This window comes from Oceanobacillus jeddahensis (assembly GCF_000750635.1).
In the GTDB taxonomy this organism is placed as follows: domain Bacteria; phylum Bacillota; class Bacilli; order Bacillales; family Amphibacillaceae; genus Oceanobacillus; species Oceanobacillus jeddahense.
Genome location: NZ_CCDM010000003.1, coordinates 149121 through 167459 on the forward strand (window position 1 = coordinate 149121; position 18339 = coordinate 167459).

At 36.6% G+C, this 18339-nt stretch carries 17 protein-coding genes and 3 pseudogenes; 14 read left to right on the plus strand and 6 right to left on the minus strand.

Features of this window, described 5'->3' with window-relative positions; translation table 11 throughout:
- The first annotated feature begins 681 nt into the window (after positions 1-681).
- The 3 genes from deoC (at position 682) to betB (ending at position 3979) form a co-directional block, all read left to right on the plus strand.
- On the plus strand, positions 682-1428 hold the full coding sequence (gene deoC, locus BN986_RS14085) for a deoxyribose-phosphate aldolase (RefSeq protein WP_040981214.1): 747 nt from the start codon (positions 682-684) through the stop codon (positions 1426-1428).
- Between the two features lie 67 nt (positions 1429-1495).
- Positions 1496-2356: a glycine betaine ABC transporter substrate-binding protein gene (locus tag BN986_RS14090; protein ID WP_040981216.1), complete on the plus strand. Its 861-nt coding sequence runs from the start codon at positions 1496-1498 to the stop codon at positions 2354-2356.
- A gap of 162 nt (positions 2357-2518) precedes the next feature.
- Positions 2519-3979, plus strand: coding sequence for a betaine-aldehyde dehydrogenase (gene betB / locus BN986_RS14095; protein WP_040982164.1), 1461 nt, complete (start codon positions 2519-2521; stop codon positions 3977-3979).
- A 324-nt stretch (positions 3980-4303) separates the two neighbouring features.
- On the opposite strand, the gene BN986_RS14100 is transcribed toward betB, so the two are convergent.
- Positions 4304-4900: a TetR/AcrR family transcriptional regulator gene (locus BN986_RS14100; protein ID WP_040981219.1), complete on the minus strand. Its 597-nt coding sequence runs from the start codon at positions 4898-4900 to the stop codon at positions 4304-4306.
- 77 nt (positions 4901-4977) lie between these two features.
- Between BN986_RS14100 and BN986_RS14105 the strand changes: the two are divergent.
- The 4 genes and pseudogenes from BN986_RS14105 to BN986_RS14120 all read left to right on the plus strand — a co-directional run.
- Positions 4978-5220: pseudogene (locus BN986_RS14105) on the plus strand (MFS transporter); the annotation flags it as partial.
- Positions 5221-6526: 1306 nt separating this feature from the next.
- Positions 6527-7726, plus strand: coding sequence for an alpha/beta hydrolase (locus tag BN986_RS14110; RefSeq protein WP_040981223.1), 1200 nt, complete (start codon positions 6527-6529; stop codon positions 7724-7726).
- Positions 7727-7845: 119 nt separating this feature from the next.
- On the plus strand, positions 7846-8079 hold the full coding sequence (locus BN986_RS14115) for a sigma factor (protein ID WP_081922217.1): 234 nt from the start codon (positions 7846-7848) through the stop codon (positions 8077-8079).
- Between the two features lie 327 nt (positions 8080-8406).
- Positions 8407-8802: a RidA family protein gene (locus tag BN986_RS14120; protein WP_040981227.1), complete on the plus strand. Its 396-nt coding sequence runs from the start codon at positions 8407-8409 to the stop codon at positions 8800-8802.
- A gap of 134 nt (positions 8803-8936) precedes the next feature.
- On the opposite strand, the gene BN986_RS14125 is transcribed toward BN986_RS14120, so the two are convergent.
- Complete coding sequence (locus tag BN986_RS14125; protein ID WP_052400805.1) at positions 8937-9989, minus strand: alkene reductase; 1053 nt, start codon at positions 9987-9989, stop codon at positions 8937-8939.
- Between the two features lie 110 nt (positions 9990-10099).
- Between BN986_RS14125 and BN986_RS14130 the strand changes: the two genes are divergently transcribed.
- The gene (locus BN986_RS14130; RefSeq protein ID WP_040981229.1) at positions 10100-10516 is read left to right on the plus strand and encodes an Lrp/AsnC family transcriptional regulator; all 417 of its coding nucleotides are present in this window, start codon (positions 10100-10102) and stop codon (positions 10514-10516) included.
- A gap of 85 nt (positions 10517-10601) precedes the next feature.
- Here BN986_RS14130 and BN986_RS14135 read toward each other — a convergent pair.
- A pseudogene (locus BN986_RS14135) lies at positions 10602-10958 on the minus strand (winged helix-turn-helix transcriptional regulator).
- Positions 10948-11853 carry a LysR family transcriptional regulator gene (locus tag BN986_RS14140; RefSeq protein ID WP_052400806.1) on the minus strand — a complete coding sequence of 302 codons (906 nt, stop codon included), beginning with the start codon at positions 11851-11853 and terminating at the stop codon, positions 10948-10950. Before BN986_RS14140 ends, BN986_RS14135 begins: the two are co-directional and overlap by 11 nt.
- 147 nt (positions 11854-12000) lie before the next feature.
- On the opposite strand from BN986_RS14140, the gene BN986_RS14145 reads away from it, so the two are divergent.
- The 4 genes from BN986_RS14145 (at position 12001) to BN986_RS14155 (ending at position 14194) form a co-directional block, all read left to right on the plus strand.
- A complete protein-coding gene (locus BN986_RS14145; RefSeq protein ID WP_040981231.1) occupies positions 12001-13113 on the plus strand; it encodes an oxidoreductase in 1113 nt (370 codons plus the stop codon).
- Complete coding sequence (locus BN986_RS14150; protein WP_244445011.1) at positions 13103-13519, plus strand: flavin reductase family protein; 417 nt, start codon at positions 13103-13105, stop codon at positions 13517-13519. The genes BN986_RS14145 and BN986_RS14150 overlap by 11 nt, the downstream gene beginning before the upstream one ends.
- Positions 13428-13622 carry a hypothetical protein gene (locus BN986_RS27685; protein ID WP_244445026.1) on the plus strand — a complete coding sequence of 65 codons (195 nt, stop codon included), beginning with the start codon at positions 13428-13430 and terminating at the stop codon, positions 13620-13622. Before BN986_RS14150 ends, BN986_RS27685 begins: the two co-directional genes overlap by 92 nt.
- Before the next feature lie 179 nt (positions 13623-13801).
- Positions 13802-14194 (plus strand): RidA family protein, encoded by a 393-nt coding sequence (locus BN986_RS14155; protein WP_198136797.1) that lies wholly within the window; start codon positions 13802-13804, stop codon positions 14192-14194.
- 119 nt (positions 14195-14313) lie between these two features.
- On the opposite strand, the pseudogene BN986_RS14160 reads toward BN986_RS14155, so the two are convergent.
- Positions 14314-14666, minus strand: a pseudogene (locus tag BN986_RS14160) (winged helix-turn-helix transcriptional regulator).
- Between the two features lie 386 nt (positions 14667-15052).
- Here BN986_RS14160 and BN986_RS14165 point away from each other — a divergent pair.
- The gene (locus BN986_RS14165; protein WP_040981235.1) at positions 15053-16210 is read left to right on the plus strand and encodes an MFS transporter; all 1158 of its coding nucleotides are present in this window, start codon (positions 15053-15055) and stop codon (positions 16208-16210) included.
- A gap of 681 nt (positions 16211-16891) precedes the next feature.
- Complete coding sequence (locus BN986_RS14170) at positions 16892-17593, plus strand: hypothetical protein (RefSeq protein ID WP_040981237.1); 702 nt, start codon at positions 16892-16894, stop codon at positions 17591-17593.
- 151 nt (positions 17594-17744) lie between these two features.
- Here BN986_RS14170 and BN986_RS14175 read toward each other — a convergent pair whose 3' ends face one another.
- Positions 17745-18038 (minus strand): MerR family transcriptional regulator, encoded by a 294-nt coding sequence (locus tag BN986_RS14175; RefSeq protein ID WP_244445012.1) that lies wholly within the window; start codon positions 18036-18038, stop codon positions 17745-17747.
- Positions 18039-18339 lie beyond the last annotated feature (301 nt).

An 18339-nucleotide genomic window follows, 5' to 3' on the forward strand; every position in this document is an offset into this window, starting at 1 on the left:
AATACGAACTTCTTTTTTGGGAAATGGCTTATACTTTTGAAGGATGGCTTTCGGAAAATAAAAAGTTTAACAGCTTGCTGGAAAAGTAAAAATTAAATCAATGTGAAGAAACAAACAGTACAGCGTTTAATCACGCTTTTACTCACTATTTTTCTTTAGTGTCTATGTCTAAAAAGAATAGTGAGTAAAAGCATGATATCTATATTCTTTTTGTTAGATGGAAAACTATTTTGTTAAGTACGCATCAATTAGATCATTAACAACAAATATGCGATGGCTTTGTCAACAAAAAAACAGGAAATGGTATACTTTTTTCGTTATAATTAATTGAATATTCAATTAATTATGTTGATCTTTAATTTTTATCTTTGTTTCTATTTTTGAGAGCACATTTGGACTCATAATTTTAAAAATTATAGAACACCTAAAATACTTGTAGGGTTACAAGCTATCTTTTGTATGTCTCTAATCATTGATACAAACAAATTTGGAAAAAATTAACTCAAAACTCGAGATATAATCTACTTTTTAGCATATGATATCCTCCCTTGTTTTTTTAAGTCAACTGTATTACAATAATCATTGTGTTAAGGGATATGTCGACATTCTCCTTGCCGAGACAACATTTATGTGTGTCATGTGATACTTGAAAGCTAAGAAAAAGGAAAAGGGAGATTGAAAATGAATAAAAAAGAATTTTGTAGTTTCATAGACTACTCCATCTTGTGGCAGAACATTAGTCGAAAGTCAATAGAAAAACGAAGTCGAGAAGTGATTAAATACGGATTTGCTTGTTTATGCTGTTATCCTGCTGATGTGTTTATAGCCAAAAATATTATAGGGAATAATGCCAGTATTAGTGGTGTGGTAGGATTTCCAGCTGGTTTTGAAACAACAAAAACGAAGGTCCAAGAGACTTTGACGGCGATTGATAATGGTGCGAACGAAATTGATGTTGTTATGAACATATCTCGCTTTAAAGATGGCGACTATGAATATGTGTTAAATGAACTGAAACAGATTGTTGAAACAGCAAAAAATAAAAGAAGTGACTGTGTTGTTAAAGTTATCATTGAGACACCTCACCTTAAGGAACGGAATGAATTAGCAAAAGCTTGTGAGTTGGTGATTGCTTCCGGGGCTGACTATGTAAAGAATGCCACAGGATTTGCTACAGGATATGATGGTACTGGGGACTCTGGGTACACGGATGAAGCGGTGGGTCCGTTCGATAATACAGGAATTGACAATGTAAAAGCAATAAGTGATATCGTGAACGGCAGAATAAAAATAAAAGCTTCTGGCAACCTTGAAAATTTGGAAGAATGTATCTATTACATTAAAGAATTAGGAGTCTCTCGGATAGGTAATGATTATATAAGCCAATGGATCGAGGAATCAGGAGACGATTATTGGAAAGATAAATAAAATTTATTGCGCTTGACAGGTTGAAGATATCATTTAGAACAAATAGTTGAAAGGAATGGTCTTTGTAATGAAGAAAATGCTTATGATTATAACTGTCCTATCATTATTGACAGGTTTGTACGGATGCGGTGCAACTAATAATGATGACGGGAATAATAAAGAGGATCAGGAATTGGTTTTGGGTTTGACAACTTGGACAAGTACTATCCCGCCTACAGAAATTGTAAAAGAGATATTGGAAGATATGGGATATGACATTGAAATAAAGGAAGCAAATATCGGAGCTATTTATGCTGGCCTGGAAACAGGAGAAATAGATATCTACATGGACTCTTGGTACCCACAACAGACACAATATTTAGAGGAATATTCTGACACCATTGAACAATTAGCGCCAATCTATGAAGATGCGGATGCGGGAATGGTGGTTCCAAATTATATGGAAGATATTAATGATGTTGAAGATTTAATTGGTTATGAAGATATGGTGAATAATGAAGTTATTGCAATTGAAGACGGTGACCCTGCCATGGATGAATTGCAGGAACTTATAGATGCTTATGATCTTGATCTTGAATTAGTCAACTCTTCAGAGGGTGCAATGATTGCTGCCGCCAAAACAAGTATAGATGAAAATGAACCGATTTTATTATATGGTTGGCGTCCTCATACCATGTTTAATGATATGGGTTTAAAAATACTGACAAACGAAGAACACCCAGATTATTTTAATGGAAGTTCGGTTCATCCTATCGTTAATGAAGATGTTAAAAAGAAAGCTCCTGATGTCCATAAATTATTAGGGGATTTGACAATATCCATCGATGATATGGAAGATATGATTATTAAAATCGATAACGGTGAAGATTCTGAAGAAGTAGCAAAAGAGTGGTTAGACATTAATCCAGACTGGCTAAACAATAACTAGGACAAGATTTATGATAGGAAGAACAATAAATAATTATGAATCAATCAATATTTTTGTATAAACAATTAACAGTCGATTACTTTTTCTTGACTGTCAATCTGTTCATTACTATTTTAATTAACAAAAAAGTAAAAAGGGGTGTATCCGTTGGAAAAGAAAAAGATGTTCATCAATGGCAAATGGGTTGGATCGAAATTCGGCAAGTTCCGTGAGATTATCAATCCTTACAATCAGGAAATCATCGCGATGGTTTCAGAAGGCGACGAAAACGATTCAAAAGCAGCAATCACAGCAGCACGGAAAGCCTATAATCAAGGTGATTGGTCTACAATGCCAGCTATAGAACGCGGCAAAATTGTTCATAAGATTGCTGACTTGATCGAACGTGATCGGGAAGAATTAGCCAATCTAGAATCACTTGATACGGGTAAAACGGTTGAAGAAAGCCTTGGGGACATGGATGATATCACTGCTGTTTTCCGATATTACGCAGAAATGGCTGAAACAGAAATCGACAGCGAGATTATCAATTCACCCATTCAAAATTCAACCAGTAAAATCGTTCGTGAACCTGTTGGTGTATGTGCTCAAATCACACCATGGAATTATCCTTTACTGCAGGCATCTTGGAAATTGGCACCTGCATTGGTAGCAGGAAATACACTTGTTATGAAACCAAGTGAAGTGACCCCTCTTACAACGATTAAAGTATTTGAATTAATGGAAGAAGCTGGCGTTAAAGATGGAGTGGTCAATCTAATTCTTGGTCCTGGAAATTCCGTTGGTGCAGAGCTTGCTTCTAATGATGATGTTGACCTGATTTCATTTACTGGCGGTCTTGAAACTGGTAAGAAAATTATGCGAGCTGCCAGCTCCAATGTGAAGAATTTGGCGCTTGAGTTAGGGGGGAAAAATCCTAATGTGGTCTTTGCTGATGCTGATTTTGAAACAGCAGTTGACCAGGCTATGAATGCAGTGTTTTTCCATGCAGGACAAGTCTGTTCTGCAGGGACACGATTGATTTTGGAAGAGAGCATTCACGATGAATTCGTTGATGCATTGGTCGACCGTGCGAAAAGCATTAGGCTTGGTAATGGTTTTGACAAATCCACCCAAATGGGACCGCTCATTTCAGAGGGGCATTTAAATAAAGTTATCAATTATGTTAAAAAAGGGAAACAAGAAGGTGTGACCGTTGCTGTAGGAGGTGAGCTCCCTGATAATCCTGAATTACAAAACGGATTTTTCTACCTGCCAACTGTACTAACAGATTGCACGACTGATATGAGTGTTGTGCAGGATGAAGTCTTCGGACCGGTCATCACAGTGGAAAAATTCATTACTGAAGAACAGGCTGTTCGATTGGCTAACGACTCCATTTATGGACTTTCTGGCGGTGTTTTTACAAATGACATAGCTAAAGCAGAACGATTCGCAGCCAAAATGCGAATGGGTACTGTCTGGATAAACGACGTGAACCTTTATTTCCCACAGGCACCATGGGGCGGATATAAACAATCCGGTATCGGTCGTGAGCTTGGCAAGACGGGACTTGAGGAATATCAGGAAACAAAACATATTTACCGTAACCTGAAACCCAAGCCATTGAACTGGTTTAAGTAATTTTGATAGACGAACTTTAGCTTCTCTTTATAATTTTGAAGGTTTTTTCTACATTTGCCAAAGAATAATTTCAATATTCTCGAAAAAGGATTTCATCACAAAGCTTAGAAATCCTTTTACCAACCATTACGGCTATAGGTTATTTTACTTTCTCCCTCGAACCCCCTCAAAATAGGGGAGGATTCGAGGGGATTTTTATCATCCTCATGCAAAACAATTAAAACGAGGTTGATACTTGGAAATTTACTCATATCCACATTTAGGTTGCAATTACAGTTGTCGTATCGCGGACTAAAACCAAGGAACCAGACGGTTCAAATATGTTTAATTGCAGATATAGCTTAAATATTCTCTGACTTTTTTTTCAACAACTTGATCGTTATATAAATTTGTATAAATCACAGCTTCAAATACTAACCCGGTAACAAATATAATTAACGAATGTGCCATATCCTTAATATTGTCGGGATTTGTAATATATTCATTCTTATAAAGCATTTTTATAATATCCTCTGCGAAATTAAGGTTTACTTTTCGATATTCTTCCTTTAGTTCTTGGTATTCCGGATTCATTGTTGCCATTAAGGTAAATTTTACCCATATATCATTTTCAATTCTCTCTTCTTCTGTATGAACTTGAACAATCTGTTTCACCATACGAACGGCGTTTTCAAAAGAATCTTGCTCCGTCTCTACTACTTTTTGCATTCTCTCTTCAAATCTTTGAAAAATAACGTCCATTGCGAATGTATACATGTCCTTTTGTTTTGGAAAAAAATGTTGAACTGAGCCTAAAGATAATCCTGCTTTTTTGGCGATTTTCCGTAAATTAGTTTTTTCAAAACCATAATGATATATAACATCAAAAGCTGCTTCAACAATTTGATCTTTTCTTTCTGTATGGTCTATTATTTTAGGCATAAGATTACTCCTTTGATTTTTTTAGGTTATTTGTATTATAACATTTTTAAAATCAAATGATGTAGATTAGCTGTTTGGGAGTAGCAACTTGGACAACAACACCGGCAAAGCAATTTTATTTAGTTGCACTCAAGCCACAATCATCTGAAACAGTGCTCAGTTTTAATACCGCATTAATGAATGTGGGCATGATGTTTGGTTCTGCTTTAGGAGGACAGTATATGGATACTGTCAACTTAAGCTGGATTGCCGGATTATTTGTTGTAGTGGCGCTTATTTTTATCAGACGTTCTTTTTATTTAAATAAAATGATTGGATAAAGGATATAGGTCCAAAACAAAAGCGATACAGCCATTATTTGGAATTAATTATCGTAAGGCTGTTTTAATGTTTTGTACATACTAAAAGACAAGGAGGTGTCAGTAATGAGTAAAAAAATAAAAACAAAGAAAATAAGAAAAATAAATCATTTGCAGATAACAAAGGAATTCAAGCGGTGCAAAACCAATTGAATGAGAGTTATCAAAGCGGCGTGGTGGAGGATCAATTAGAAATAATAAGGGAATTCACCATTTTAATAATAAGAGCAGATAAAACGATAAGATACCGGATGGCATGAGTGGTTAGCATTGGGGTTATGCTTTTTATATAACTCTAATGCTATCCCAAAATATTATCCTAGATTTTTTCTTGATATTTGAGAGAATCATTAATTTAAAACGTAGGCAGGGTTTGCAATCAAATAAGTTCTTCACTTGGTTGATATGTAAGGAGCTTTACATATTATTTCTTATCTGAGTCTGCGTAGTATTGCAACAATCCCAAACAAAACTAATACCCCAAAACCGCGATTAGCCGCATCACTTAAAATACCATATGTGAATACTAAACTAAACAGTTATTGCTAGATAAAAATGGATACTTTGGATATGGGGATAAATGCATCTGAAAGGGCACTGATCTAGGGCAGATTACTCATCAGAAAGGAAATATGTTGATATTATGATGGAAGTGCAACCAGAATGAATCGTCATAACTGATAAAGGGTCTGATATGGAGGGTGCTTTGTATGATAGTGGAGCAAATATCGTTTTCTTGACAAGCTATATGCTTCAAAAAATGGAGCTTCAAGCTCTTTTTCTTCCTCTGGTAATGATACTATTGTTGAAATATGCAAAATATAGACCCGAATGAAGCCAAATAAATAGGAAGAAGTACAAATAAAAAAACATTTACTAACCTTGATAGCTTTAACAACCACTTTTATTTTGCTTGCTGGCCGCAGTTCTTCCGGTCAAATGATAACAATTTTTTTAGTGAAAGTATATGAAAAGCAGGCGATAAACTTACCAGCTTTTTTGATGAAACCTCATTAACAAAAGATAAATCATTTGAAGGAGAAAGAACATTTGAAGAAGATGATTATACAGGAACATTTGCAGCAGTATATCAACAATTTTCAAGTAAATAAAGGGGCTAGTAAATGATAGTGTAGCATAACGAAGAAAAATCATAAATGAAATGAACATTAGAGTATTTAAAGTACTATGATGAACAGGTTTTAGTTTCAAAAATCTCTTTTCGGGGTATCGCTATTCAGATAAACTAAAGAAAGAGAGAAACGAAATGACATCTACAAAATTTAAATCTATTTTAAAAATAACTGGTATTATTGCTAGTTTACTAGTACTAACAGGTGTGCTTGTTTTGCTTTGGCGCTCCTTTTTTGCCAGCGGATATGGTACCTATTCTGGTCAAATCTCATTTTACCTGTTCACATTTCCTGTAGCATTAATCATTTTAGGTGTGGCAGCTCTCATTATTTTCGTCCTTCTTATTTGGAAAAAAACTGCATTATATTTAAAAATGATTTGGTCGGTTAGCTGTATTTCATTTTTAGGATTAGCATTTCTTTCGGGGATACAGAATCAACAGTATGCAGGTAGCATTGGCATAGAAACAGCGTTTATGGATAACTATACATTCTCTTTTTCTGATACTGATATGTATTCCGATTTAGAGGAAGATGTTGTTTATAAAACTACGGAAGATGAAGATTTATTACTGGATGTATGGGATACGAAAGTTAATGATGAACAGCGTCCTGTTATCGTAAATATTCATGGCGGCGGATGGAGCGGTGGAGATAAAAGTGAGGTTTCCTCATGGAGTAAATGGTTTAATTCGAAGGGGTATGTTGTATTTAATATAGAATACAGCCAAAATGGACCCGGCATGTGGCAAAAACAAATTTCAGATACACATGCAGCGTTAGACTGGATTGTCGAACATGCGGATGAGTATCAGTTAGATGTAGACAGAATTAATTTAATCGGATCTTCTGCCGGGGGCCATCTAGCATTATTAACAGGGTATACGGAATTAAGGGGAAATAGCCTTGTTCCCAGAGAAACAGATTCCGATTCAACAGTGGAAATAAATTCTATTATTAATCTATATGGACCATCGGATTTATTACAGCTCTACGATGAAAATAATAGTAAAGAATTTGTTCATCCGCTGCTTGAACAACTCCTGGATGAGCCGCCAAAAACAGAAGAAATCAAAAACCATTATCAGCAAATGTCTCCTATTCAATATGTAAATGAAACATCTGCACCCACTATTTCTTTTGTCGGCCAAAAAGATAAAGTGGTACCAGAAGAACAGATCGAGATATTGCATGAAAAACTTGATGAAAATAAAGTAGATAGCCAAGCTTATTATTTTCCGTTGTCTGATCATAGCTATGACACTAACTGGGAAAGTATAGCTAATCAAGCAACCAAACAAAAAATAGAAGCATTTTTAAATGAGTATAACTAGGATTTGTTGGGTAAGGGGGAGCTCTTACCCATCAACTATAATTGAATACTTTTAAGTTTATAATATGTTGAAAAAAAGATAAAATGTAATCTAATTCTTATGGTAAACAGGAGAATCCTATGATGAAATTGGAAGCCTTATATGAAACATATCAATCCTTTCTCTTTTCCATTGCATACCGGATGCTTAGGTCAGTTAGTGACGCAGAGGATGTCGTACAAGATTTATTTGTAGAAATTAATCTTGAAACATTCGAGGCAAGGGATATGAAATCTTATCTTGAGACTATCAATCGATTCATGCCTTCTATGGAGAAGAGAAAAAGCCTGGAGGGTCGGAGGAAGAAGGATTGACTCCCGGTGAAAATGGATTAGAGAAAAATACAAAGGCTTATGTAGCGTTTTTGGATAAACTATCAAATTAAGCGTTATTTTCTCTATTATGGGAGGAAGTCCTTCTTTAAATAAGATATTTTTCATTTACTATGTTATATTAAAAAAAACATACATTACCATCTGAAAGAAAGGGGTGTCCAATTCATGAAGAAAAACATAATAGCATTTTTGTCATTGGGATATGGATACTCTACTGCTGATTTTCATTAAAAATAGTCAAATTGGTGAAGTGTGTCTATTTTTAATGAATAAAGCAGTATACATTTAAGATGGTGAGGTAATAAAATGAACGGAAAAATAGTAAGGAAAAACCCTGAAACAATGCCGAGTCCTGTCGGTAACTACACTCAAATTACGAGAGTTCCTAAAAATGCCGAACTCATCGTGACTTCCGGACAAATTGGTGTTGATAAACAAGGAAATATTCCGGAAGACTTCAATGAACAAGTAAAGCAAACATTTAACAATATAAAAAGCGTCCTTGAAACGGAAAAGATAAGCAGCGGTCATATTATTAAGGTGAATATCTGGGCAACGGAATCTATTGATTGGGATTTCCTGTATTCTGAATGGGATGCCCTGTTCCAGTCAGAATATCCTGCAATGACAATCGGATATATTTCAGAACTTGGTTTGCCTGATATTAAGATTGAAATGGAGATATGGGCCGCTGAAATTTAAATAGCATCAGCACACTTTACCAATTGAACAAAGCCATGAACTACAAATTTTAAGTTCATGGCTTTGGTGTGTATGGAGAATAAATTATTGAATGAAGTACCTGTTCTTTTCCACAAACCGCCAGCTTTAAACTCCTAAACTAAACATGGAAGTCGATCTTTTGTCTGATACGGGAAAATTTCCCGATTTGCTTTCAGACGGATAACCAGATCCGGATTGGATATAAATAATTGCCCAAATGCCACCAAGTCTGCCTGATCCGCTTCAATAATGTCTGCTCCACTTTCAGGTGCTATATTTCCAACAGCGATAAGTGTTTCATCCCAGTATTGCCTGAATAAGGCATGCAGCGATCGTGGATCATTTTGAAACGTATCCTCATAGTTTTCTACAGATGGATGGAGGATTTTTAGTTGATGCTTCGCAAGAATTTCTGTTATGGCACATACCATTTCTTCCGGATATTCCCATACATAGTCCGTATCATCATCTTTTTTCTCAGAAATCCGGATGCTGATTCTATTTTTAGGAACAACCTTCTTTACTTCTTTAATAATTAAATCTAAAAAATGCAGTCTGTTTTGTAAAGAACCGCCAAACTCATCCTGACGCTGATTCGTTTTCTCATTGATAAATTGATCGATCAGATAACCATGTGCGGCATGTATTTCAACACCATCAAATCCAGCTTCCATCGCATTTCTTGCTGCATCTCTGTAATCATCTATAATGTGATAAATCTCCGTATTGGTTAAAGCTCTCGGCCTTGGGAAGGGCTTCCTTAATCGATGTGCCTTTCCGCTGGCAGCGATCGGAGAGGGGGCGACAGGAGCATGCCCGTTTAAAAATTCCTGATGGCTTACTCTGCCTACGTGCCAGAGCTGAGCAAAGATTTTTGTTTTATATTGATGTACTTCTTTTGTTACCTTTTGCCAGCTTAACGTCTGGCAATGTGTGAATATGCCGGGTATCCCGTAGGTCCCTTTGGCCGTTTCGTTTATAGCAATTCCTTCAGTAATAATTAAGCCGGCACCGTATCTTGCCCGTTTTCCATAGTAGTCTGCAACCAAGTAATTGACTTCACCTGTTTCGTCATCAGCAAATCCTCTTGTCATTGGCGCCATTACAATTCTGTTATCTAATGTTAAATTTCCAATTTTATAATCAGAGAAAATAGAACGTATCATATTTATCACCTCATATTGAAGTTTAATCTGATGGCGTATTGTTTACAATGGGATGATTAAAGTATATGCTATGAAAAACTTTAAATTTTAAAGAAAGCGGGGAGAAAAGAATGTTAGACCATATCGATCACCAGATATTAGATTTATTAAAAGGAAATGCCAGACTTACATATACTGAAATCGGCAAACAAATAAATATGTCATCTCCTGCTGTGAAAACGAGAATAGAGAGATTAGAAGATCATGTGATAAAGCGTTATACGGTCGAGGTAAATCATAAAGAACTTAATAAAGGAATACATGGTTTCGTTTTATTTAAAACCAAGAGCTGTGAAAAGTTAACGAATTATTGTAAGGAAAACAGTAATATTATAGATTTGTGGAGGATTGGAGGGGAGTATAATTACATGGCCGAAGTGGTTTGTGAAGGAACGGAAGACCTGGAGCAAATTTCTAAGGATACAACACAGTTTGCTTTTTCCAATATATTATCCGTTCTGGGTAATCATCCTGTTACTAATGACTAAGAATAGAAATTCATCAAAAAACCTGACGATTGGAAATAAAAATCATCAGGTTTTTTATTGTTTTTAGTAATGCAGGCTTTCCTGTTTACGGACTAACCTTTTGATTCATTTCTCCCCAGTCACACATCATGTTTAAAATCGGAAGAAGCGATCTGCCTAGCTCAGTCAGTGAATATTCCACTTTTGGAGGAATCTGCGGGTATTCTTTCCGCATGATAATCCCGTCCGCTTCCATTTCTTTTAGCATAACGCTTAGTGTTTTGTATGAGATAAAGGCTATATTTCGCTGTAATGCATTAAAGCGCATGACATCATTTTCAGACAGCCAATAAAGAATAATCATTTTATATTTTCCGCCAATCACGGATAATGTGCATCAAAAGCAGGTCTCTTTTAAAGCGACGCCATTTGGAACACAGGTTTTATTAAATTCACTTTGCATCCATTTTCTCTCCTTGTTTATATGTTCCATTTTTATCAGCTTCTGCAAAGCATGATGCAAAAGCAGTAAATGCCTTGCTTAAAAACGGACTTTTTCGAGTGACTAACCGGGAAGTGACGTATCTGAACTGCTCTGGTACTTGATAGGATTGGATTTGTTTATCCTTTTGATCTACTGCTGATTCAGTTAGAAGTGTATTGCCGATTCCGGCCCGTACACAGCTCAGCATCGTATCTAATGTACTTACTTCAATCGTATTATCAAATGACATTCCATCGGCTTGAAGCCAATTTTTATTCGCTTTTCGTAAGGGGCAGCCTTCCGGGAAAACAACCCAGGCTGTATTTTTAAAATCTGAGAAAACATTCTTTTCTTTCGCCTGTCCTCCTGTTAATAGAAAAACTTCTTCCTGAAATTCATAAGCTACCTTTAGAGAAGAAAAGTCATATTCGCCGGTTAGAAAAACACCATCTAATTCACCATTCAATACCTTCTGATAATTTTGCGGGGAAGTGCCGGTGCTTAACGTCAGGGATACATCCGGATATTTTTTCTGGAATTCGGATAAAGCATGGATAAAAGCCGGTGTAGATGCAATGGTTTCTACGACTCCGATAGATAATGAACCGCATGGATATTCCGGCTCTTTGACGGCAGCTATTGTTTCATCTGCCATTTGTATAATATCACCAGCATACTTGCACAGTAATATTCCTTTTTCAGTTGGCGAAACACCTTTGCGGTCACGATGAAAAAGCTGCACACCAAGCTCTGTTTCTAATTTTCGAATTCGCATTGTGAGATTAGATTGAACATAGCCCAATTTTTCTGCAGCCTTTGTGATACTGCCTTCCTGTTGTATCGTCACAACTATCCTTAAATCTGTCAGCTCCATGATGATACCTCCTTTGTTAACATCAATAATATTGATGACACCATCATTAATGATCATTTTACTATATGGAAAGCAGGACGTACAATTAATTTTAAGCAAATCTTCTTTTGAAACGGAGATGATTGCAAAACAGAAGGAGGAATTTTAATGCATAACGATACAAAACTTTTTTCAAATTATCAGCTGGGGAGCCTGCAATTACCAAACCGGGCAGCGCTGTCACCGATGACCCGCACCAGTGCCGAGCAAACAGGAGAGGCGACTGCCCGGATGGCTTCCTATTATTCCCGCTTTGCACAAGGCGGATTTGGACTGATTATTACAGAAGGGATTTATCCAGACCATATGAATAGCAGAAGTTATGAAAACCAGCCTGGGATTGCAGATGATCAACAGGCAGAGGCATGGAAGCCGGTAGTAGAGGCTGTTCATCGTGCAGGAGGAAAAATTATCGTTCAGCTTATGCATGGAGGAGCACTTGTCCAGCATGACAGTTTTACAGCTGTGGCGCCGTCTGCTATCCGGCCAGTAGGGAGCATGTTAGAAGATCATGGAGGCAGCGGGAAATTTGCTTTACCAAGGGAGATTACAAAAGAGGAAATTCGACATGTGATTGAGAGCTTTGCTCAAGCAGCTTCCCGTGCAAAACAAGCAGGTTTTGATGGCGTGGAAGTGCATGGAGCAAACGGATATTTACTGGATCAGTTCGTCACAGATTATACCAATCAACGGACCGATGAATATGGCGGATCAACTGCAAATCGTATTCGCCTAACTGTAGAAGTTTTACAAGCTATTCGGGAAGCAGTGGGTTCAGAATATCCGGTTGGGGTACGTATTTCACAAGGCAAAGTAAATGATTTTCATCATAAATGGGCAGAAAGGGAAAAGGACGCCAAAATCATTTTTGAACAGCTGGCAGCTGCTTCACCAACCTATATTCATACAACAGAGTATAAGGCATTTGCACCTGCCTTTTCAGATAGCCCGTCTACACTTGCTGCATTGGCAAAGCAGTACAGTAAGCTTCCGGTAATTGCTAATGGAAAATTAGGCGAGCCTGAAAAAGCTGAGAAGCTGTTAGAAAAGAATGAAACCGATCTGGTTGCCATTGGAACAAGCGCCATCGTCAATCCGGATTGGGTCAGCAAGATAAAAGAAGGGAGGACCCTGAATACCTTTGAACACAGCTATCTTCAACCTATAGCTACGCTCCGAGAAGAAGAGTATACAAGCGGGGAAGAAAACCATGCTTATTGATCCAGCAAGGTTATCGGAAAAAGAGCTTTATAAATTATTAATTGGTTCTGTTGTTCCCAGACCGATTGCCTGGGTTTCCACAAAAAGTAAGGAAGGCATATTTAACCTGAGTCCGTTTAGTTTCTTTAACGTAGCTCCAACTAAACCGTCGATATTTTCTATTTCGATCAGTCCCGGAACAAGAGAAAGGGAAGGCAATGTAAAAGGTACGCTGAAAAATATCCGGGATACAAAGGAATTTGTGATTAATATAGTGAATGCTTCTTTAGCAGAAGCCATGAAAATAAGCGCTGAAAATTTGCCGCCGGAGATGGATGAATTTCAAAAAAAGCGGTGTAACACCAGTAGAAAGTACAAGTGTGGTTTCGCCACGGGTAAAAGAATCACCAATCAATATGGAATGTAAACTGTACCAGCTCATCCCTCTCGGATCAGATTATTTAGTACTTGGAGAGCTGCGGCAAATGCATATTCAAGAGCTTATTTTGATAATGGCTATATTAATATAAAAAGGCTTAAAGCGCTTGGAAGACTGGCAGGAAATTACACAGTAGCAGATAAAATAATCGATCTATCTGATAAGAACAGGAATAGAAAGTAATTTATTCTATAGAAAACATTTTCCTTATGATATCAATAGTGATGAGATAGCAACATTAAAAATAAAGTATAGAAAGAAGATGACATGATGGCAGAAAAGAAACAAATTAACATTACTCCAGACCCCTACGCTCCTTTCCAATTATCTCAAGGGATGACCTTTGGTGACTTACTATTTATCTCGGGCCAGACCAGTATAAATGAGAATGGGGATCTTATTCATAGTGGAAATTTCGTGGCTCAGGCTGAACAGGCTTTTAAGAACCTTGACAAGGTCTTGAAAAGCGGCGGTTCAACGTTAGATGACATCTTAAAGGTCACTATTTTCTTAAAAGATATGTCCTATTTTAAAGAGGTTGTTGCATTGAGGAAAAAGTATTTTTCAGCTCCCTATCCAGCAGATTCCATTGTAGAAATAAGTGGTTTATTTCATCCGGATGCTTTGATTGAAATCGAAGCTATTGCTGTGAAAGCTGATTAACGGCATTGAAAGTCATTAGATTAATTTTTTTAACTGGATACAAGTTTTATTACTCTTAGGGTATAAAGTAAACAAAGCAGTGGCAATATGGAGCTGCTGCTTTGTTTACTTTATTTTGATTATTTATTACACACTTCTAAAGGATCTTTCTCTTTTTCTAAAAATTCCTCATGCGTGAAACCCCACGCACACATATCTCTTAAAACGTTTTCCAATGTCTGTCCGTGTGCGGATAAAGAATATTCTACTCTTGGCGGAACTTCCTGATAAACAACATGGCTGACCAGACTATCTTTTTCTAACTCTCTAAGCTGCTGTGTTAATACACCCTGTGTTATTTCAGGCATTAAACGTCTTAATTCTCCAAAACGCTTTGTGCTTTTTCTAGCAGGATAAATAATATATGGGGCTTCCATTTACCGCCGATTGCTTGAAGTGCAGAAACAATTCCGTATTTTGATAGATCTTCCAACTGACTTTTCCTCCCTTTATAACAATTTCATATAAAGTATGTTAATCATATCTAAGAGAAAGAAGAAAAGAAATAAATCAGCTTGAAAAAAGTTCTGTCTTAATATCTGCGGATAGCTGCTAAAAAATTTAAAAGCTCTACATCAGGCAGGGGTTTAATTGTACCTTTTATCATACTAAGTATGAAAATAATTTCTACTTTTCAAACAATATTCTGCTCGACATAATGACGGATATCACTATTTAGTTATCAGAGGAGGATACATCATTGACATTAAAAAATAAAGTAGCATTGGGAACAACAGAAAGTAGGGGAAGTGGAGCAGAAAATTACAGGTACATTTAAGCCTTGATTGTTATAAAAATCTAAATTAGGAGTGAACAGTTTTGCCTTTCGAAGTGTTTATACTAGGTTTTCTTATTTTTTCTCAAACAACATCAGAATTTATGGTAGCAGGAATTATGCCGACTTTATCAGAAGAATTCGGCGTATCCATAGCAGCTATCGGTTATCTTATTTCCGCTTATGCAGTAGGAATGATTATAGGCGGGCCAATTCTAACCATCGCTTTATTAAAAGTCCCTTTAAAGAAAGGATTGATGGCATTAACGCTTGTATTTCTTATTGGGCAGACAATCGCAGCCATTTCTCCTAATTATGAGGTTATGATGACGGCCCGGGTTGTGCAGGGAATCGCTTCTTCCGCAACGTTTGGAACGGCTATGTCACTTGCCTATCAACTCGTCCCCGACCATTTACGAGCGCGGGTAGCTTCTGTTGTATTAGGCGGGCTGATGATTGCCACCGCTGCCGGGGTACCATTTGCGATGGTATTTAATTTATATTTGGACTGGCGTGCCAGCTTCTGGGCGGTTGTGGTCCTGGTATTAATTGCGGCGATATTGGTTCAATTCCTCATACCGGCCTTTGAATCCCAGGAAAAGGAAAGTATCAGTGTCAAAAAAGAGCTTGGCTCCTTCAAAAACTACCGTTTATGGGCTGCCTATACAACGAATGTATTTATAATCGGTGCAACATTCGCTGCATTTAGCTATTTCACACCAAGCCTGACGGAAGTTACAGGATTTAATGCAGGGATTGTACCTATTATATTAGGAATCTATGGTGTAGCAACGGTTATTGGTAATATTATTGTCGGCAGATTAGCAGACTTGCATATGATACCTACCATGACAGTTGGATTATTTATTCTGACAGCTGCCCTTACTCTGTTTGGTTTTTTTGCAGAAGTCTCGGTTATTGCTGTTGTTGCAGTTATAATTATTGGTTTAACCGGCGTTTCTTTAAATCCGGCGATGGCGAAACAGGCTCTAAGCGTTTCCAATACAGGAACACTTGTCGCCACAGTAAATAATTCGATGATTAATCTTGGTCTTATGATTGGTTCATCTGTCGGCGGTGTGGCAATCGATGCCGGCTTCGGCCTTACTTCACTATTATGGGTTGGTATAATCATGGGTGTTTTAGGGCTCATATCGCTGCTGCCCTTTATACGAGGTAAAGTTTCTTCTACTGCTGTTTAATCGTTTCATTTATCGAACCAGGCTGGTTATTTTCAGCTGGGTTTTAAATATTACAGGTAGGATGAATTTTCATCTAATCATTTATTTTAATAAAGAAATAAAGTGAAGATTTTCGTTATATGATAAAGTAAACATAGAAGTTTATATGTACATTGTTTTCCCCTTACATCCATAGATGAAAATGCAATTATCCCCAAAGGAGGCTAACATGTTTCATTATGAAGCGGTTTGTTATCATTGTAAAAAAGTATTTAAAGTATACGAAGGAAGTCCAAAATATAAAATCGTTAAGGAGAAGAATACAAAAATGTTTTGTTGCGAGGATTGCGATCATAAAATACGCATTACAGCAATAAAAAACTTTTTTAGATAGGATGTTTTGGGAATATTTATAATTCATATCATTAACGAATGTAGGTTTAGAAAATTCATTGCTATAAGATCAAATAATATTCCAGGAGGCTATTCAACAATCAAGAGCTACTGGATCAAAACTAGTCGTTTTTGGTTGTCATAATGGAGTAGTAGAAAGTAGTCCTGAAGGAATTTTAACACAAGGTTGGACAGATATTATTGGTATCACATGTAACATTACTATTAGTATTGATGCAGGAGTTCTTTTTTATCGCGGATAAGCGAGGAGACAATCATTGAATCTATATTAAACGAGGAGATGGTATGATGAAAAAAATGTTTTTTCTATTGGTAACTTTGTGCTTTACCACAGCGTGTTCCATGTCTGAAGAGGATGTTGTAGAAGAAACGATTGCGGCAAGTGATGAAGTCAATAACTATACACTCGATATTACAACCGCCAACCCTAATGAGGAAGAAGATAGTGAATACACGTTAAAAATTGATTTAGAGAACACACTTGGATATATCACAAGCGAATATACAAATGAACATGGGAGAACATCAGAAGAATTATATTATAACTCCGAAACAGTTTTTGAAAAGTTATCGGACAGTGACTGGACTATAAGCTCGCTTCAAGTAGAAGATATGCATGAATACTATTTTGTAGACTATACGCAAATTGCTCAAGTACTTGAATACATCGAGCCAATGGAGGAAACATCGTTTGAAGCATTAGATGAAACGTATGAATTTTCATATCAATCAGACAATCAAAGTGATGCGACAGCTTTGTTAGAGGAATGGGGCTTTAATCTCGGGGAAGAACCAGTGACGGATGCTTCGATTGTTTTTCACATCAATAATGATAATTATTATATTGAGAATATTGAGTTAGAATATACAATGCAGGTGGGATCTGACACTGAAATCGATTTAACACAACAGCTTGATTATCAGAACATCAATGATACAGAGGATATCGAAAGACCAGAAGGCACACTCTCAGAAAACAGTATTTCATAGTAAAGCTAAATTCAGCAGCTGAATAGAGTATTTCGGGCGGATTTTGTTCCATCTGAAAATGCCTTTTTAATCGATTTTACCCAACTGCTTTCAATACAGTTGGGTTTATTTGAATTTTTTACTCCATATTCAGACTCTCTAACCATTTCTGTTAATCTTTATCTTTTGTGTCTGGTACGGTATCAGCCAATTTACGAAAGGCCTCGTTTAAAGTAACCATACGTTTTTCTGCCTTTTTAATCGCTGCATCCAATGTAAACCCTTCGTCAATCATCTCTTGAATGAGAAGCATTTTCTTCACATTTAAATAATTATATCTACGTGTTGAACCTTCCGTATTGGTTTCAGATTGTATGGCTCCTTTTTCCTCCCAATATCGAATTTTACGTGTTGGAATGCCAGTGATTTCAGATACTTCACCGATTCCAACCACTAACTTTTTCAATAAATCAAAGTCCAACAGGGAATTCAACTTCTATGTATCTTCGTTCATTTTATTTCTCTTAACTATACTTAATTGTTGTATGGAAATCATAGTAGCACTACATGTTGTTTGCAAAAACAGCAATCTTTTTTTAAAAGATAAGAAAGCATTCCTGTAATAAAGCAAAATGAGGATTGAACAATAAAAGCCTCCTTGGTATGATACGAACTATGAAATCTTTACAGTAGATATGTTAGAGGAAGACGAAGGTAGCTAAAAAGAGCCTATACAGTAGGTTTCGAGAAGTAGAGATTCATATTGC